Annotated in this window: 15 protein-coding genes; 5 read left to right on the forward strand and 10 right to left on the reverse strand. The window is 60.4% G+C overall.

The features are described from left to right. Nucleotides 1–206 precede the first annotated feature (206 nt). Nucleotides 207–1184: an MFS transporter gene (locus BLV67_RS03965; protein WP_176727914.1), complete on the forward strand. Its 978-nt coding sequence runs from the start codon at nt 207–209 to the stop codon at nt 1182–1184. Further along, nucleotides 1121–1498, forward strand: coding sequence for a hypothetical protein (locus tag BLV67_RS33085; protein WP_176727915.1), 378 nt, complete (start codon nt 1121–1123; stop codon nt 1496–1498). The genes BLV67_RS03965 and BLV67_RS33085 overlap by 64 nt, the downstream gene beginning before the upstream one ends. A 49-nt stretch (nt 1499–1547) precedes the next feature. Here BLV67_RS33085 and BLV67_RS03970 read toward each other — a convergent pair whose 3' ends face one another. From BLV67_RS03970 to BLV67_RS03990, 5 genes are all read right to left on the reverse strand, one after another. Then, nucleotides 1548–2249: an ABC transporter ATP-binding protein gene (locus BLV67_RS03970; protein ID WP_017137209.1), complete on the reverse strand. Its 702-nt coding sequence runs from the start codon at nt 2247–2249 to the stop codon at nt 1548–1550. Between the two features lies 1 nt (nt 2250). Further along, nucleotides 2251–3018 carry a high-affinity branched-chain amino acid ABC transporter ATP-binding protein LivG gene (gene livG / locus BLV67_RS03975; RefSeq protein WP_069786268.1) on the reverse strand — a complete coding sequence of 256 codons (768 nt, stop codon included), beginning with the start codon at nt 3016–3018 and terminating at the stop codon, nt 2251–2253. Continuing rightward, nucleotides 3015–4268, reverse strand: a complete 1254-nt coding sequence (locus tag BLV67_RS03980) for a high-affinity branched-chain amino acid ABC transporter permease LivM (RefSeq protein WP_056857477.1) — start codon at nt 4266–4268, stop codon at nt 3015–3017. Before BLV67_RS03980 ends, livG begins: the two co-directional genes overlap by 4 nt. Next, complete coding sequence (livH, locus tag BLV67_RS03985; protein ID WP_017137212.1) at nt 4265–5188, reverse strand: high-affinity branched-chain amino acid ABC transporter permease LivH; 924 nt, start codon at nt 5186–5188, stop codon at nt 4265–4267. The genes BLV67_RS03980 and livH overlap by 4 nt, the downstream gene beginning before the upstream one ends. Nucleotides 5189–5417: 229 nt before the next feature. Then, a complete protein-coding gene (locus BLV67_RS03990) occupies nt 5418–6545 on the reverse strand; it encodes a branched-chain amino acid ABC transporter substrate-binding protein (RefSeq protein ID WP_017137213.1) in 1128 nt (375 codons plus the stop codon). Nucleotides 6546–6886: 341 nt separating this feature from the next. Here BLV67_RS03990 and BLV67_RS03995 point away from each other — a divergent pair, with 341 nt between their 5' ends. Then, on the forward strand, nt 6887–7189 hold the full coding sequence (locus BLV67_RS03995) for a DUF2288 domain-containing protein (protein WP_069786269.1): 303 nt from the start codon (nt 6887–6889) through the stop codon (nt 7187–7189). Between the two features lie 379 nt (nt 7190–7568). On the opposite strand, the gene BLV67_RS04000 is transcribed toward BLV67_RS03995, so the two are convergent. Further along, nucleotides 7569–9833: a putative bifunctional diguanylate cyclase/phosphodiesterase gene (locus BLV67_RS04000; protein ID WP_069786270.1), complete on the reverse strand. Its 2265-nt coding sequence runs from the start codon at nt 9831–9833 to the stop codon at nt 7569–7571. A gap of 138 nt (nt 9834–9971) precedes the next feature. Next, a complete protein-coding gene (locus BLV67_RS04005) occupies nt 9972–10337 on the reverse strand; it encodes a YkgJ family cysteine cluster protein (RefSeq protein ID WP_065929028.1) in 366 nt (121 codons plus the stop codon). A gap of 251 nt (nt 10338–10588) precedes the next feature. On the opposite strand from BLV67_RS04005, the gene BLV67_RS04015 reads away from it, so the two are divergent. Next, nucleotides 10589–11935, forward strand: a complete 1347-nt coding sequence (locus BLV67_RS04015) for a spinster family MFS transporter (RefSeq protein ID WP_069786271.1) — start codon at nt 10589–10591, stop codon at nt 11933–11935. Between the two features lie 160 nt (nt 11936–12095). Here the strand turns inward: BLV67_RS04015 and rapA are convergent, their stop codons facing one another. Beyond that, entirely contained in the window at nt 12096–14942 is a 2847-nt protein-coding gene (gene rapA / locus BLV67_RS04020; protein ID WP_065929030.1) for an RNA polymerase-associated protein RapA, read from the reverse strand. Nucleotides 14943–15159: 217 nt separating this feature from the next. Between rapA and BLV67_RS04025 the strand changes: the two genes are divergently transcribed. Continuing rightward, entirely contained in the window at nt 15160–15501 is a 342-nt protein-coding gene (locus tag BLV67_RS04025; RefSeq protein WP_065929031.1) for an aspartate-semialdehyde dehydrogenase, read from the forward strand. Here BLV67_RS04025 and BLV67_RS04030 read toward each other — a convergent pair. Both BLV67_RS04030 and BLV67_RS04035 read right to left on the reverse strand, forming a co-directional pair. Beyond that, nucleotides 15498–16679: an aminotransferase class V-fold PLP-dependent enzyme gene (locus BLV67_RS04030; protein WP_069786272.1), complete on the reverse strand. Its 1182-nt coding sequence runs from the start codon at nt 16677–16679 to the stop codon at nt 15498–15500. The genes BLV67_RS04025 and BLV67_RS04030 overlap by 4 nt on opposite strands. Then, nucleotides 16676–17146 (reverse strand): RidA family protein, encoded by a 471-nt coding sequence (locus BLV67_RS04035; protein WP_065929033.1) that lies wholly within the window; start codon nt 17144–17146, stop codon nt 16676–16678. Before BLV67_RS04035 ends, BLV67_RS04030 begins: the two co-directional genes overlap by 4 nt. Nucleotides 17147–17233: the final 87 nt, after the last annotated feature.

Here is a 17233-nt window from a genome sequence, read left to right on the forward strand (position 1 = left end):
GAGGTTGGGTAAGGAAGCGTTTTTGCTTGCTTACCCCTCTAGAGTTGGGGCATCAGTTTGCGTTACAGCAGGTAGTAAATAAATTTTCGATGCCGGGCAAATGGCCGTGGGTCTTAGTGTTCGCTAGCTGTGTTGGTGCGTGCTGTACGATCAAGCAATGCCTGGCACTGGGCGAATGTGCGCAAGACCAATAAGGAGCTTTGGCTGTGAAGAACCGCTTTGCAGATTTTTTCATCAGCAGAAATTTCTCATTCCTGTGGCTGGGGCAAGCCCTCTCATCGTTTGGCGAGTTCGTTTTCGAGAGCACCGTCATTGTGTGGCTGGTGACTGACCTGTTTCACGACAGTGCGTTCTTGCCGACGGCCGTAGGCCTGGCGGTGGCGGCTTCGGCTATACCGCGTGTACTGGTAGCGCCACTGGCCGGGGCTTGGGTGGACAGGATGACGCCGCTGTACGTGATGATCGCGGCGGACGGGATTCGGGTGCTCAACTTCCTGATCTTTTTTGTGATCTATTCGCTGGCCGGCCTGGACCCGATGCAAGTGCTCGTCGGTGTGCTGCTGTTGTTGTTGGTTAACAGCACGGCCGCACAGTTTTTCAACCCGTCACGCCAGGCGATCATGCAAGTGGTCATCCCTTGGGCACGACGCGTTGAAGCATCGGCCAAGGCAATGTTTTCCCTGACGGGCATTTCAGTGTTGTCGGCGTCCCTTGGGCCGGCCTTATTTGTCTGGGTGGGCCCCGCCCTGGCACTGCTGATCAATGTGCTGGCCTTTGCCTGTTCGGCCCTGTGCATCGCGTCTACCCAGGGCCTGCGCCGGGCCTTGCTGGTCGAGCCACCACTGCTGCCCTTTTGGCATGGAGTGCTCGCAGGGCTGCGGTTTTCCTGGGGGCACGCCTCGATCAGGTCGTTGTTGATCGGTGTCGCGTTGTACGGGTTTTCCCTGGGGGTCAATAACGTCGCGTTGTCCTTGTACGCATTCAAAACCTTGGGCTTGAGCCCTTATGAATACGGGCTGATTCTCGCAGCGTTCCCTGTCGGCGGGTTGATCGCTGCCGTGCTGGTCCGGCCGCTGTTGAAGTCACTGAGCACGCGTCAGGCCTTTACCTTTGCGCTGCTGTGCATGGGTTCAGTTACCTGGCGTATTCGCTGCATCCGCCGTTTTACCTGGCCTGGGCGCTGATGTTCAGCTGTGGGTTGTTCTTCTCGGTGTTTGCGATTGTGCAAGGGCCGATGCTCCAGGAAGCCGTGCCTAAAGGCTACATGGGGCGTGTGTCCGCAACGGTCACGCCGGTACTGGCCATCGCCTCGTTGACCGGTACGCTGGTGTGTTCTCAGACATTGAATAGGGCAGAGCGCGTCATCGGCTATTTAGACGCGCCGCTGGACGTGTACGGCGCGTATATCTTCCTGGCGGCGGGCCTGTTGCTATTGGGCGGGGCATTGATGCTGGCAGGCCAGCGCGCGAGTAAGGGGCAATGGGTTGCGACGCATTAAGCGACGATAAAAAAACGGCCCGAGGGCCGTTTTTGTTTACCTCAATGGCTCAGCCACCGAGATAGGCTTCACGCACCTTAGGATCCGTCAGCAACTGCTCCCCGGTGCCCTGCATCACCACCCGGCCGTTTTCCAGCACGTAGGCGCGGTCGGCGATTTTCAGTGCCTGGTTGGCGTTCTGCTCCACCAGGAACACCGTTACACCGTCCTTGCGCAGTTGTTCGATGATATCGAAGATCTGCTGGATGATGATCGGTGCCAGGCCCAGTGACGGCTCGTCGAGCAGCAACAGCTTGGGCTTGCTCATCAGGGCCCGGCCGATGGCGAGCATTTGCTGCTCGCCGCCGGACATGGTGCCGCCGCGCTGGCTGAAGCGTTCCTTGAGCCGTGGGAACAGGTGCAGCACCTTGTCCATCTGCTCCTGGTAGTCGCCCTTGTCGGTAAAGAACCCGCCCATGGCCAGGTTCTCTTCCACGGTCAGGCGTGAGAACACACGGCGGCCTTCGGGCACCACGGCAATGCTCTTGCGCATGATTTCGGAAGAGGCCTGGCCCACCAGTTCTTCACCCATGTAGCGGATGCTGCCGCTGTGGGCCTGGGGGGAACCGCATAGGGTCATCAGCAACGTCGACTTGCCGGCACCGTTGGCGCCGATCAGCGTGACGATTTCACCTTGGCGCACTTCCACGTTGACGCTGTGCAGCGCCTGGATCTTGCCGTAGAAAGTGGAAACGTTTTCGAATTGCAGCATTTTACGCTTCCCCCAAATAGGCTTTGATCACTTCCGGGTTGTCGCGGATCTGCTCCGGCGTACCGTCGGCCAATGGTGTGCCCTGATTGATCACCACGATGTGGTCGGAAATGCTCATGACCAGTTTCATGTCGTGTTCGATCAACAGCACCGTGGCGTTGTTTTCCTCGCGCAGCACTGTGATGAGTGCCTTGAGGTCTTCGGTTTCCTTGGGGTTCAGGCCGGCGGCCGGTTCGTCGAGCATGAGGATCCGCGGACGGGTCATCATGCAACGCGCGATTTCCAGTCGGCGTTGCTGACCATAGGCCAGGGTGCCGGCCGGGCGGTTGGCGAACTCGGTGAGGTTGACCTTGTCCAGCCAGTACTCGGCGTATTCCATCGCCTCGCGTTCGCTTTTGCGGAACGCCGGGGTCTTGAACAGACCGGCAAAGAAGTTGGTGTTCAGGTGACGGTGCTGGGCGATCAGCAGGTTTTCGACCGCCGTCATGTCCTTGAACAAGCGCACGTTCTGGAAGGTACGCACCACGCCCTTGCGGGCGATCTCGTGACCGGCCAGGCCCTGGATGGGTTGGCCATCCAGCAGGATGCTGCCACCGCTCGGCTTGTAGAAGCCGGTGAGGCAGTTGAACACCGTGGTCTTGCCGGCGCCGTTCGGGCCGATCAACGCCACAACCTGTTTCTCTTTGACGGTCAGGGCCACGCCGTTGACCGCGAGCAAACCGCCGAAGCGCATGCTCAAATTGTCGACTTTCAGGATCTCGCGGCTCATTTGCGCAGCTCCATGTGTGGGCGTTGCATCGGCAGCAGACCTTGAGGACGCCAGATCATCATCAGCACCATCATGGCGCCGAACATCAACATGCGGTATTCGCTGAACTCACGCATCATTTCCGGCAGCAGGATCATCACGATCGCGGCGAGAATCACGCCCAGTTGCGAGCCCATGCCACCCAATACCACGATGGCGAGAATGATCGCCGACTCGATAAAGGTGAACGACTCCGGGGTCACAAGGCCTTGGCGCGCGGCGAAGAAGCTGCCGGCGAAACCGGCGAAGGTTGCCCCGAGGGTGAAGGCCGAGAGTTTGATGACGGTCGGGTTCATGCCCAGCGCACGGCAGGCGATTTCATCTTCGCGCAATGCTTCCCACGCGCGGCCGATCGGCATGCGCAGCAGGCGGTTGATTACGAACAGAGCCGCCAATGCCAGCAACAACGCCACCAGGTACAGGAACACCACTTTGCTGACCGGGTTGTAGTCGATCCCGAAGTATTCGTGGAAGGTCTGCATGCCCTCGGCAGCGGTGCGGTCGAACGTCAGCCCGAAGAACGTTGGCTTGGGAATGCTGCTGATGCCGTTGGGGCCACCGGTGATATCGGTAAGGTTACGCAGGAACAGACGGATGATTTCACCGAAACCCAAGGTCACGATCGCCAGATAGTCACCGCGCAGGCGCAGCACCGGGAAGCCCAGCAGGAAGCCGAATGTAGCGGCGGCCATGCCCGCCAGTGGCAAGCAGATCCAGAAGCCCCAGCCCAGGTAGTGTGAGAGCAGCGCGTAGGTGTAGGCACCCACGGCATAAAAACCCACATAACCGAGGTCGAGCAGACCGGCAAGGCCCACCACGATGTTCAGGCCAAGGCCCAGCAACACGTAGATCAGGATCAGGGTGGCGATGTCGACGGCGCCGCGCGAGCCGAAGAACGGCCAGATCAACGCGGCCACGATCAGACCGATGATGATGTAGCGCTGAGTACGCGGCAGCGTCAGGAACTGGCTGACCTTGGGCGACACCAACGGGCCACGGTTGCCCTTGAAAAACGCTCCGACCTGCTGGGTGAACAACACGCGCAGGAACATCAGCACCGAACACAGGGCGATGATGGTCAGGGTCACGGGACCGGTGCCATGCACTTCCAGGTTGATGCCGACAATGCTCAGCTTGAGGCCGAGTACCGGAAAGGCCACGGCCCATACCAGCAAGGCGCTGAAAAACGCCGATTTAAGATATCTGCTCATACTTTCTCAACCTCCGGACGGCCCAGGATGCCGGTCGGACGGAACAACAGCACCAGAACCAACAGGCCGAACGCCACGACGTCCTTGTACTGGTCGCCGAACACATCGGCGCCAAAGGCTTCAGCCACACCCAGCACCAGCCCGCCGAGCATCGCGCCCGGAATACTGCCGATGCCGCCCAAGACCGCTGCGGTAAAGGCCTTGAGGCCTACCAGGAAACCGGCGTTGGGGTTGATCACGCCGTACTGCATGCTCAGCAGCACCGCCGCAATGGCGGCCAATGCGGCACCGATCACGAAGGTCAGGGCGATGATGTTGTTGGTGTTGATGCCCAACAGGTTGGCCATCTTGATATCTTCGGCGCAGGCCCGGCAGGCGCGCCCCAGACGGGAGCGGGAAATGAACAGGGTCAGGCCGAGCATCGCCACCAGGGTAACGACGAAAACCAGCACCTGCATGTACGAAATCAGCACTTCTTGTGCGCCACCTGGGCCGAAGGAGAAGCTCCCCGGGATCAGGTTGGGAATGGACTTGTCCTTGGAGTCCTGGGACAGCAATACGGTGTTCTGCAGGAAAATCGACATGCCGATGGCGGAAATCAGCGGGATCAAACGGTTACTGCCACGCAAGGGGCGGTAGGCGACGCGTTCGATACTGTAGCCATAGGCACTGGTCACGACGATCGACGCCAGGAACGCGGCGGTCATCAACAGCGGCAGGGAGTGGATACCCAGCATGGCCAGCCCGGCAAGGGCGATGAAGGCCACGTAGGAACCAATCATGTACACCTCGCCATGGGCGAAGTTGATCATTCCAATGATGCCGTAAACCATTGTGTAGCCAATGGCTATCAAGGCATAGGTGCTGCCAACGGTCATGCCGTTAACCAGCGTTTGGAAAAAATGATAGATCTCAGGCATTACAGCGCTCCTAAAAACCCGATACGCATTTCACTGGTGGAGTCATGTTCCGGCCCTGCACTGTGTTCTGTGAGCACATTTGCACAAAGCGTTTGCCAGCGAACCGCTGGTGACGGTTTTAAGATTTTCAGGTGAGCCCGCGCCCGGATCGCGGGTGACAGGCCCATAAACCTCGTAAAACAAAGCCCACTGCTCTCACAGTGGGCTTGTTGGACCAGTAACGCCTGGCTTACTGAGGGGAAACTTCGGTTTTTGGTTTACCGAAGTGCCATTCGTAGACCACGAACTTGAAGTCCTTCAGGTCGCCCTTGGCGTCGAAGCTCAGGTCGCCGGTTGGAGTCTTGAAGGTGCCGGCGTGGATGGCAGCCGCCACTTTGGCGGTGTCTTCGCTTTTCGCGGCAGCGATACCGCCGGCGATCACTTCAACAGCCGAGTAGGCCGGGAACACGAACGGGCCGGTTGGGTCCTGCTTGTTTTTGGTGAACTCTTCAACGATGGCCTTGTTGGCCGGGTCGGTGTCGAAGGATTTCGGCAGGGTTACCAGCAGGCCTTCGGAAGCGCCCTGGGCGATTTGCGAGATGGAGTCGTTGCCGACGCCCTCTGGGCCCATGAACTTGGCGTTCACGCCTTTTTCCTTGGCCTGGCGCAGGATCAGACCCAGCTCTGGGTGGTAACCGCCGTAGTAGACGAAGTCGACGTTGGCTTGCTTGAGCTTCTGGATCAGCGAGCCGAAGTCTTTGTCGCCCGCGTTGATGCCTTCGAACAGGGCGACTTTCACGCCTTTTTTCTCGAGGGTCTGTTTAACGGCGGTGGCGATGCCTTCACCGTATTGCTGTTTGTCGTGGATAACAGCAACGACTTTAGGCTTCACGTGGTCGGCGATGTAGTTGCCGGCCGCTGGGCCTTGAGCACTGTCCAGACCGATGGTGCGGAACACCAGCTTGTAGCCACGGGAAGTGATTTCCGGGCTGGTGGCCGCCGGGGTGATCATGATCACGCCTTCGTCTTCGTAGATGTCGGACGCTGGCTGAGTGGAGCTGGAGCAGAGGTGACCGACTACGAACTTGACGCCGTCGTTGACCACTTTGTTCGCTACGGCAACGGCTTGTTTTGGATCGCACGCATCGTCGTATTCTTTTGCTTCAAGCATTTTGCCGTCGACACCGCCTTTGGCGTTGATGTCGGCGATTGCCTGCTTGGCACCCATGAATTGCATGTCGCCGTATTGCGTCACTGGACCGGTCTTAGGCCCGGCGATACCGATCTTGATGGTGTCGGCTGCGAACGAATGGCCGGCAACCCCAGCCAGGACCATAGCGGCAAACAGTTTGGAAATCTGCTTAGTAGCCTTATTCATAGTGCTCCACTCTTACTGTTGTATTTTTTATAGTTCTAGCGGCCTTGTGAGCTGCAGAACCGGATCAGATATCGCGGATATCCCCCCGGCATTGCCCTGGCAACTGTACCGGTACAGTGTAGAGCGCCGGTTGATCGCTTGAAAAGCTGGCTGCTGGGGGCAAACCCTGGGTGTGTCGCTTTAATGAAAGAAAAAGACAGAATCGCGGCGGGCTGATGCCAGAGTTTCAGGCAATCCTTGGCTTTCCTGACACTTTCGTTCGGTGCCTCATTTGCAACTGGGTTTTTCTGCCTGACGCCTGACGCTATGATTGCGCCGATTTTTTATTCAGGTGAATTCCCATGACGCAAGAACCTAGCACCCTCTATGCCAAGCTGCTCGGTGAAACCGCCGAAATTTCCTGGAAGGAGCTTGAACCGTTCTTTGCCAAGGGTGCCCTATTGTGGGTCGACGCCGGCCTGGATTTGATCGAAGCGGCCGAAGCAATGGCCGAAGATAACCGCGACAAAGTCGCTGGTTGGCTGGCCGCAGGGAGCCTTGGCGAAGTGTCTGCGACGCGGGCGCTGGACTTGGTTGAGCGCGATCCAGGCCTGTGGGCGGTGGTGGTTTCGCCGTGGATTCTGATCCAGGAAAGGGCAGCGTAAGAAAGCTCTGCACAAAAAAGGTGCGTGTTTTTTCGCCGATCGAGTGTGTAGCGGAGTAACCGCTGACGCGGTGATGGCATCTTGCCGTAGAGAAAGGTCACAGGTGACGGTGACGTAAGCGTCACGGGAACAGTTTTAAAGCGGGCGAAACATCGAGGGAATTGTTTCCGGGTGTGGCAAAGCCGCAGATCATTCCCACGCTCCGCGTGGGAATGCATCCGGTGACGCTCTGCGTCACGAAGAGCGGACGGCATTCCCACGCAGAGCGTGGGAACGATCAACTCTTCCTTTTCAAGAGGTGTACCCGGCGTACTCCGATGAATCGGCCGTTCGTCGGCGTTCATCCAAATAGATGATGGCTAAATCCCAAAAAACGACGTTATCGAATGGGCCTGACAATGGATGGCGGGCCGATGCGGCCTGGCCCAGGGTCCTTAGGCGTGATCGCGTCCTTATTGCCCTCGACGCTGAACGGGTAGAGCGGGTTACGCATGTGGATGCCCTGGATCACACCCACCACATCGCTCAAAGGCACCGCCGGGCTGAGCAGGTAGCCCTGGATAAAGTCGCAGCCGTGCTTGAGCAGCAGTTCAAATTGCGCCTGGGTTTCCACACCTTCGGTGACCACCTGCAAGTGCAGAGTGTGGGCCATGCCGATGATCGCCTGCACGATCTCGACATCGGCGGTGGACTTGGGGATGTCCTGGATAAACGACCGGTCGATCTTCAGGGTATTGAGCGGCAGGCGCTTGAGGTAGGCCAGGGAGGAATACCCTGTGCCGAAATCATCAATGGCCAGCGAAACGCCCAGGGCGCGGATCTGGCGCAACAGCGCCAGGGTGCTGCTGATATTGCCCATCAGCGCGTTTTCGGTGACTTCCAGTTCCAGGCGGCTGGCGGCGATCCCGGCAAAACGCAGGGCGGCTTCGATCTCATCGGCCAACTCGTCACGGGCCAGATTCAAGGCCGAGCAATTCACGGCCATGGTCAGCTCGGGGTAACCGCGGTCAGACAGCAGGCTCAAATCGTGACAGGCCTGACGCAATACCCAGTGGTCGAGCTCGGCAATTAATCCGTTGTTTTCGGCAATGCCGATAAACCGGTCCGGGGCCAGCAACCCATGTTGCGGATGTTGCCAGCGCACCAGTGCTTCCAGGCGGGTGACCTTGCCCAGTTTCATGTCGAAGATCGGCTGGTAGAACAGCACCAATTCATTGCGGCCGCGCAGCGCGGCGCGCAGCTCCTCTTCCAGTTGCAGTTCAAGAAAGGCGCGGGTTTTAAGGTTGGAGCTGAAGAAGTTCAGGCTGTTACGCCCGGCGTCCTTGGACTGGTAAAGCGCCAGGTCAGCGGTTTTAAGCAACTCTTCGCAGGTCAGCCCGTCATCGGGGAACAGGCTGATGCCAATGCTGGTGGTCATCACCATGCGCCGGCCGGCCAGTTCGATCGGTTCTTTCATCTTCAGCATGATGCGCTGGGCCAGGTGCCGCGCTTCGTCGCGATGGTGAATGTTGATCAGGATGCAGAACTCGTCGCCGCCAAACCGCGCGACCACATCGTCATGGCTGCGTACCGAGCCCTTGATATGCCCGGCCAGTACGGTGAGCAGTTGGTCGCCGGCATCGTGGCCGAGGCTGTCATTGATGCGCTTGAAGTGGTCGATATCGAGGAAGATCACCGCCATCATGCCGTTACCGGCGGTTTTTTCCGCGACCTTCTCGGCAAAGATCTGGTTGAAGCCGCGACGGTTGAGCAGGCTGGTCAACGCATCGAAGTGCGCCACTTGTTGCAGCGAAGCGCGGGCTTGGTCCAGCTCACTGAGCAGGGCGTTGACCCGGCGCAGGTCGCGCTCCTTGTGTTGCAGTTTTTTGTCGGCGAGAGCGGCGCTGACGCTGCTGCCGATCACCAACAGGGTGATCACGGCCACCGACAAGCCCAGTTGAATCGGGTTGTTATCCAGTGGCAACGACAGGTCAGCGCCGGCCGGCACCAGCATTTGCATGGCCGCCATGCCGGTAAAGTGCATGCTCAGGATGCCGGCGCCCAGCACCAGGCTGGCGGCGTATTTGAGCAGTTGATGGAACACGCCGGCGCCGGTGCGCAGGTAGCTCGACAGCAACAGCGCGGCCAGGCTGGCGCCGATGGCAATGGCCACGGAGGCCATGAACAGGTCGGTTGCGAAGTACACATCGGCCTGGGAGCGCATGGCCGACATGCCGACGTAATGCATCAGCGCGATACCCAGGCCCATCCAAATCGACGCCAGCAAATATTGATGGAATCGCAGGCGCGTGTGACTCAGGGTTTGCATGGCGAACAGCGAAGCGATCAAGGCGATCACCAGCGAGGCGAACGTCATGAGCAATTCATAATGAATGGCGATAGGTGCCTGGAAGGCCAGCATGCTGATGAAGTGCGTCGACCAGATGCCACCCGCCAGGCAACCCGCTCCCAACCAGCGCCAATGACGGCGGGCGGTAGGGTCGTCGACATGGCCGACACGTTCAGCCATGTCCAGCGTGCCGAAACCGGCCGCGCAAGCAACCAGATACGCCAGTAGCACCAGAAAAGGGTTATGACTGCAATTGAGTAATAAGTGCCCGTTCTCTGGCAGGTCGGTAAAAAAATGCAGACCCAGCCATTCCATAGCAAGCCCCGTCATAGCGTCACGTCACTGCCTACGGCGATGACCTATGAAGTCGAGTATAGAAGCCTCGCGGGATTTGCCAGGGATAATGGCACTTTGCTCTCAACCATTTTGGCATGCCCGCCATAGCGTTTGATGCTAAGCGCTGATCGGCAGGTCCAGTTCAAAAGGCGCCTCTAACGGCGGCAGGCCAAAGGCGGCGCGCGCCTTGTCGCAGTCGACGTTGTGTTCGCCCTGGCTCCACGACGCGTCGAACTCACGGCAGGGGCTTGAGCGTTGTTCATAGATGGTGCAACGGGTGCCCTTGCCGACCTCGCCTTCAAGGCTGCAACACCTTGCGGGTTTCTGGTCGGTGCCGATCATCGCCACGCGCGTGGGGTTGATCTGCACCACCAGGTCATCGGGCACTGTGCCACCCGATGAGGCGCATTCACCCCAGAAGAAAGACACACGAAAGTGTGAACAGCAGGCACCGCAACTCAGACACGGACTGGCTTCGGACATGGGCGTCATCGATAAGAAAAGCAGGATTGGGGTGTTACGGAAGGCTCGCCATTCTATCCGTGCCATGGCGGTTGGGAAGGGGGGCGCGAACTTATATTTTCGTAGGGAAAGTCCCGCGGTTACGGGCGAAATCATGCCCTATCAGCTTTACGAATCATTACAGACAAGCGTGCCTGGCCTGATTATGTTGCAGGTACCGGGCAGGATGCATCGGGCATCGCAGCTCTCATAACAATAAAAGAGACGGACCCATGCAGAACTCGACCCAAGCGGCGAATGCCTGGCGCATTCTGTTCCTGCTGTTTCTCGCCAACCTGTTCAATTTCTTCGACCGCACCATCCCCGCCATCATCATCGAGCCCATCCGCATGGAATGGCATTTGAGCGACTTCCAGCTCGGTATCATCGGCACCGCCTTCACCATCGTTTACGCCATCGCCGGCCTGCCGCTCGGGCGCCTGGCCGATACCGGTTCACGCAGCAAACTGATGGGCTGGGGCTTGTTTGCCTGGAGCGGGCTGACGGCGGTCAACGGCATGGTCGGCAGCTTCTGGACCTTTTTGCTGGTGCGCATGGGCATCGGCATCGGTGAAGCCAGCTATGCGCCGGCGGCCAATTCGCTGATCGGCGACCTGTTTCCCGCCCACCGCCGCGCCCGGGCCATGGGCATTTTCATGCTGGGCTTGCCGTTGGGCCTGCTGCTGGCGTTCTTCACCATTGGCGCGATGGTCAAGGCGTTCGACAGCTGGCGCGCACCGTTCTTTATCGCGGCTGTGCCGGGGCTGATCCTCGCGATCTTCATGTTCTATATCAAGGAACCCAAGCGCGGCGCGGCGGAAACCGTGCAAGTCTCCCAGGAACGCGTCGACCGCCCGATTCGTCGCGTTCTGGCGGTACCGACCTTCCTGTGGCTGGTGCTGGCCGGGTTGTGCTTTAACTTCGCCACCTATGCGTGCAACTCGTTCCTGGTGCCGATGTTGCAGCGCTATTTCCTGATGCCGTTGCAGGACGCCGCAGTGGCCACCGGCGTAATTGTCGGCATCACCGGGCTGGTGGGCCTGACCCTGGGCGGTTGGATTGCCGACAAGGTCCATCAGCGGGTCGCCAACGGCCGGCTGCTGTTTGCCGCGTGCAGCCTGATTATCTCGACCATCACCACTGCCTGGGCCTTGCATGCCGGGCGCATTGAGATTGGCGTGTTTGTGGCGCTGTTCAGTGTGGGCTGGTTGTTTGCCTATAACTTCTACACCTGCGTGTACACGGCGATCCAGGACGTGGTTGAGCCGCGCCTGCGCGCCACGGCGATGGCGCTGTTTTTTGCCGGCTTGTACTTGCTGGGCGGTGGCATGGGGCCGGTGGTGGTGGGCGGCCTGTCTGATCATTTTGCCCATTCGGCAATGTATGCCGATGGCGCCTCGCAGATGACCGAGGCGTATAAAGCGGTGGGGTTGCACGACGCCATGTACCTGATTCCGGTGGCGCTGTTCTTGACCATGTTGTTTCTGTTCCAGGCCTCACGCAGTTTTGTACGCGATGCCAAGAAGATGAAGGATGGGCTGGGGGCGGTGGAGGTGCCGGCTGCTGCCGCTGTAGCTTGATCGTTCCCACGCTCCGCGTGGGAATGCATCCTGTGACGCTCTGCGTCATGCTTCTAGGAGCGGACGCAGAGCGTCCAGGGCGGCGTTCCCACGCAGAGCGTGGGAACGATCAAAGGCCCGCATTGCGCGGGCCTTCTTCTTTAGCAGGGCAGGGCGGTTATCAACCCGCTACCAACACCCGAATGGCCTCCAACCGCAGCGCCGCCTTGTCGAGCATGGCCAGGCCTTGCTCGCGCTGGTTGCGCAGCGCCACCAGCTCGCTGTCGCGCACGGTCGGGTTGACCGCTTGCAACGCGGTCAGGCGCGCCAGTTCTTCGTCGGTGTCGGCTGCCAGACGGCGTTTAGCCTCGGCCACACGCTCGGCGTGGCGCGGGGTGATCTTCTCTTCGCCGGCATTGATGCGTGGCGTGAGTTGATCGCGCTGGGCCTGCACGAACTTGTTGGCGCTGGCGCGTGGCACGCTTTCCAGCTGGTCATTGAGGGTTTCAAACGACACACGACCAGACAGGTCATTGCCGTTGGTGTCCAGCAGGCAGCGCAGGGCCGCCGGCGGCAAGTAACGACCCAGTTGCAGCGCGCGCGGTGCCACCACTTCGCTGACGTAGAGCAGTTCGAGCAACACAGTGCCCGGCTTGAGCGCCTTGTTCTTGATCAGCGCCACGGCGGTGTTGCCCATCGAGCCGGACAGCACCAGGTCCATGCCGCCTTGCACCATCGGGTGTTCCCAGGTGATGAACTGCATGTCTTCACGCGACAGCGCCTGATTACGGTCGTAGGTGATGGTCACACCTTCGTCGTCGCCGAGGGGGAAGCTGGCGTCGAGCATTTTTTCGCTGGGCTTCAAGATCAGGGCGTTTTCCGAATGGTCTTCGCTGTCGATGCCGAAGGCGTCGAACAGGGTTTCCATGTAGATCGGCAGGGCGAACTGGTCGTCTTGCTCAAGAATGTCTTCCACCAGCGCATCGCCTTCACCCGCGCCGCCGGAGTTGAGCTCCAGCAGGCGGTCGCGACCGGTGTGCAGTTCCTGCTCCAGGCGCTCGCGCTCGGCACGGGCTTCGTCGATCAGGGCTTGCCACTCGCCGTCGTCGGCGTTTTCCAGCAGCGGCAGCAGGCGCGGGCCGAACTGATGCTGCAAGGCGTTGCCGGTCGGGCAGGTGTTGAGGAACGCGTTCAGCGCTTCGTGGTACCACTGGAACAGCCGTTCTTGCGGGCTGGTTTCCAGGTACGGCACGTGCAGCTCGATCACATGCTTCTGGCCGATCCGGTCCAGACGGCCGATCCGCTGTTCCAGCAGGTCCGGGTGGGACGGCAGGTCGAACAGCACCAAGTGGTGGGAGAACTGGAAGTTGCGACCTTCACTGCCGATTTCCGAGCAGATCAGCACCTGGGCGCCGAACTCTTCGTCTGCAAAGTAGGCAGCGGCGCGGTCACGCTCGAGGATGTTCATGCCCTCGTGGAACACTGTGGCCGGGATGCCGGAGCGCACGCGCAGGGCGTCTTCCAGGTCCATGGCGGTTTCGGCGTGGGCGCAGATCACCAGCACTTTGGTGCGCTTGAGCATTTTCAGCTGGTCGATCAGCCACTCGACGCGCGGGTCGAAACGCCACCAGCGGTTTTCTTCTTCAACATCCGGCTGCGACTGGAAGCTGACTTCCGGGTACAGCTCGGCGTGTTCGCCCAGCGGCAGTTCGAGGTATTCGTCCGGGTTCGGCAGCGGGTAAGCGTGCAGCTTGCGCTCCGGAAAACCCTGCACGGCGGCGCGGGTATTACGGAACAGTACGCGGCCGGTACCGTGGCGGTCGAGCAGCTCACGCACCAGGCGTGCGCTGGCTTCGGTGTCGCCATCGTTGACGGCGGTGAGCAGTGCTTCACCTTCGTCACCGAGGAAACCCTGGATGGTCTTGTGCGCTTTTGGCGACAGGCGGCCCTTGTCCAGCAATTCCTGCACGGCTTCGGCTACCGGGCGATAGTTCTCGCTTTCGGCGCGGAAGGCGTGCAGGTCGTGGAAGCGGTTCGGGTCCAACAGGCGCAGGCGCGCGAAGTGGCTGTCCTGGCCCAGTTGTTCCGGGGTGGCGGTCAGCAGCAGCACGCCTGGGATCACTTCGGCCAGTTGCTCGACCAGCGCGTATTCCGGGCTGGCTTTTTCTTCATGCCACACCAGGTGGTGGGCTTCGTCGACCACCAGCAGGTCCCAGCCGGCGGCGAACAGCGCGTCCTGGGCCTTCTCGTCGTCCACCAGCCATTCCAGAGCCACCAGCGCCAGCTGGGTGTCTTCGAACGGGTTGGCGGCATCGCTTTCGATAAAACGTTCTTCGTCGAACAGCGCAACCTGCAGGTTGAAGCGACGGCGCATTTCCACCAGCCACTGGTGCTGGAGGTTTTCCGGCACCAGGATCAGTACGCGGTTGGCGCGGCCCGACAGCAGTTGGCGATGGATCACAAGGCCCGCTTCGATGGTCTTGCCCAGGCCCACTTCGTCGGCCAGCAATACCCGTGGCGCGATACGGTCAGCGACTTCACGGGCAATGTGCAGTTGGTGAGCAATAGGTTGCGCACGCACGCCGCCCAGGCCCCACAGCGAGGACTGCAACTGACGGCTGGTGTGTTCCAGCGTGTGGTAGCGCAGCGAGAACCAGGCCAGCGGGTCGATCTGCCCGGCGAACAGACGGTCGCTGGCCAGACGGAACTGGATGAAGTTCGACAGTTGGGTTTCCGGCAGGGTGACCTGCTCGTTCTGCCCATTGAGGCCGTGGTAGACCAGCAGGCCATCGACGTCGTCGACTTCCTGTACGGTCATTTTCCAGCCTTCGAAATGGGTGATGCTGTCACCCGGCGAAAACCTCACACGAGTGAGGGGCGCATTCCGTAGCGCATACTGACGAGTGTCGCCAGTGGCCGGATAGAGCACGGTCAACAAGCGCCCGTCCTGTGCCAGAACGGTGCCTAACCCCAGCTCTGCTTCGCTGTCACTAATCCAGCGTTGCCCCGGTTGATACTGCTGCGCCATGCTGCCTGACTCCCGCCGTGAAAAAGCCGACTATTCTAACGGAACACGGCTTCCAGACCAAAAGGAATAGGTGCAGCTTCATGCTTTAAGCTACAAGCGGCAAGAAAAAGGGCGATAGGTTCGTCGGATAGATGACGATTGGTTCACAAGTTGGGGGCTTGGCACTCAAGTCGTCCCTCCCGCAGCCGACAGTCTGCGCAACAGGAGACTAAAAACCATGCTGCCACCCATACTGCCCTTGAGCGTTGTGCCGGTCACGTCGCAACTTGATCCGGTGCGCCAGAAGCCGGACATCCCGCCCGTGGTGCCCGTGCAGGCCGGCTCGAACGAAAGCACCATCGACCTGAAAAAGGGCGATGCCGAGCAGTCGACCCTGCTGTTGCGCGAAGAACAACGCCGTCAGCAGGAGCAACAGAAACGCCGGCGCGAAGCGGATGCAGACCCCGAGGCGCATCTGGCGGTCCCTGGCGATGAGCTCAACGCCGACAACACGGTACCGGTGGCGCCGCTGATCGAAGACGCGCCGCGCCAGGGTTTGTGGGTGGACGTCGAGGTTTAATCGCGCAACTCGCGCAGCGCGGCGATCAGCAACTCGATGTCGTGTTCGGTGTTGAGCGGGCTGACGGAAACCCGCGCGATGCTTGTAAGCCCCCGCGCCTGCATATCCAGCGGCGTGTAGGCCACGCCGTTGGCGCCGATGTTGATGCGCTTCAGTCCCAGCCGACGTTTGAGTTCAAACGCCTCCCAGCCGGCGAGGTTGAAGGCGATCAGGCCGGAGTGAGCCGTGCCCAGATCGTGCAGGGAAACGCCCGGAATCTGCCGCAGCGCGTCGCGGATTCGTCCACTGAGCTGCAGGACCCTTTCCCATGTCCGCTCCACGCCCAGTCGGTTGATTTCCTGCAACGCATTGCCCAACCCCGCCAATAAGGCGTAGGACACTTCACTGGTTTCAAAGCGGCGGGCATCGTTACGCAGGTCGAACCCTTGAGCGGTCCAGGGCGCCGAGAACACGTCGCGCTGGGCGGGGTTCAGGCGTTGCAGAAAGTCCGGCCGCACATACAACAGCGCCGTGCCACGCGGCCCGCGCAGGTGTTTACGCCCGGCGGACTTGAGTACATCGCAGTGCAGCGCCTGCACATCCACTGGCAACTGGCCGACCGCCTGGCCGGCGTCGATAAAGTAGGGGATTGCGTAGCGCCTGGCCACTTCGCCGATGGCCTGGGCCGGGTTGATCAGGCCGCCATTGGCCGGCAGCCAGGTCAGGTCGATCAGCTTGACGTTGGTATCAATCATCGCTTCCAGCGCCAGCGGGCAGACCGCGCCGGTCGCATCGCAGGGAATGACCTCCACATGTGCACCCGCTTGCACGGCCAACTGCATACTCGCCAGGTTGCCGCCCCATTCATGGCGGCCCACCAGGATGCGGTCGCCCGGCTGCCACGGCCCCAAGGCCTGGAACGCCATGCTCCAGGCGGTTGAGCCGCTGCTGGCAAAGGCCATCGAGGCGGCGGGCGCATTGAGCAATTGCCCAGCTGCGCGCCGGGCTTTTTCCACCAGAATCGCGCCATGCTCGCCGGCCTCCATCGGGCCATCGCGGGCTTCGCGTTGCAACTGGTCGATGATCGCGTCGAGGGTGGCTTGGCTCGGCAGCGAGGCACCTGCATGGTTGAAGTGCACGATGCCCGATTGGCAGCCGGGTGTATCTTCACGCAGATGCTGGACCTGCAGCGGGCTCACGACAGCAGCTCGAAAATTGCGTCCACCTCCACGGCGACGCCGGCGGGCAGGCTCGACACGCCGACGGCGGTGCGCACATGCCGGCCTTTGTCGCCCAAGGCATTCACCAGCAGATTGGATGCGCCATTGGCAACCCCGCTTTGGCGCGTGAAATCGCCGCTGCTGGCGATGAACACACCCAAGCGGAGAATGCGCACTACACGCGACAGGTCATCGCCGACGGCAGCGCTTAACTGGCCGAGCAACCCCAACGCCGCCAGCTCTGCCGCCTGGGCGCCTTCTTCATCGCTGAGGGATTCGCCCAGCCGGCCGATGTAGGCAGGTTTACCGTCGAGCATTGGAATTTGCCCGGAAATAAACAGCTGGTTCTGGCTGGTGACGTGGTTGATGTAGTTGGCTGCGGGTTGGCTGGGAGTTGGCAGCGTCAGGCCAAGGGCTAGTACGCGTTGGCGGATGGAGTCGCTCATGTTCAATCCTCTTGGGTGAAGAGGGGTGAGCATGTTGGACGCAGTGAGAGGCGACAAACGGATAGATCTCACGGGACGTATCGAAAT

Origin of the sequence: Pseudomonas salomonii, assembly GCF_900107155.1 — a bacterium.
In the GTDB taxonomy this organism is placed as follows: domain Bacteria; phylum Pseudomonadota; class Gammaproteobacteria; order Pseudomonadales; family Pseudomonadaceae; genus Aquipseudomonas; species Aquipseudomonas salomonii.

Coding starts and splice junctions, on each gene's coding strand:
- BLV67_RS04035 (WP_065929033.1), bottom strand. CDS start 17,146: ATGAGCGACTCCATCCGCCAACGCGTACTAGCCCTTGGCCTGACGCTG.
- BLV67_RS03995 (WP_069786269.1), top strand. CDS start 6,887: ATGACGCAAGAACCTAGCACCCTCTATGCCAAGCTGCTCGGTGAAACC.
- livG (WP_069786268.1), bottom strand. CDS start 3,018: ATGAGCCGCGAGATCCTGAAAGTCGACAATTTGAGCATGCGCTTCGGC.
- BLV67_RS03980 (WP_056857477.1), bottom strand. CDS start 4,268: ATGAGCAGATATCTTAAATCGGCGTTTTTCAGCGCCTTGCTGGTATGG.
- livH (WP_017137212.1), bottom strand. CDS start 5,188: ATGCCTGAGATCTATCATTTTTTCCAAACGCTGGTTAACGGCATGACC.
- BLV67_RS04015 (WP_069786271.1), top strand. CDS start 10,589: ATGCAGAACTCGACCCAAGCGGCGAATGCCTGGCGCATTCTGTTCCTG.
- BLV67_RS03990 (WP_017137213.1), bottom strand. CDS start 6,545: ATGAATAAGGCTACTAAGCAGATTTCCAAACTGTTTGCCGCTATGGTC.
- rapA (WP_065929030.1), bottom strand. CDS start 14,942: ATGGCGCAGCAGTATCAACCGGGGCAACGCTGGATTAGTGACAGCGAA.
- BLV67_RS04025 (WP_065929031.1), top strand. CDS start 15,160: ATGCTGCCACCCATACTGCCCTTGAGCGTTGTGCCGGTCACGTCGCAA.
- BLV67_RS04000 (WP_069786270.1), bottom strand. CDS start 9,833: ATGGAATGGCTGGGTCTGCATTTTTTTACCGACCTGCCAGAGAACGGG.
- BLV67_RS03970 (WP_017137209.1), bottom strand. CDS start 2,249: ATGCTGCAATTCGAAAACGTTTCCACTTTCTACGGCAAGATCCAGGCG.
- BLV67_RS04005 (WP_065929028.1), bottom strand. CDS start 10,337: ATGTCCGAAGCCAGTCCGTGTCTGAGTTGCGGTGCCTGCTGTTCACAC.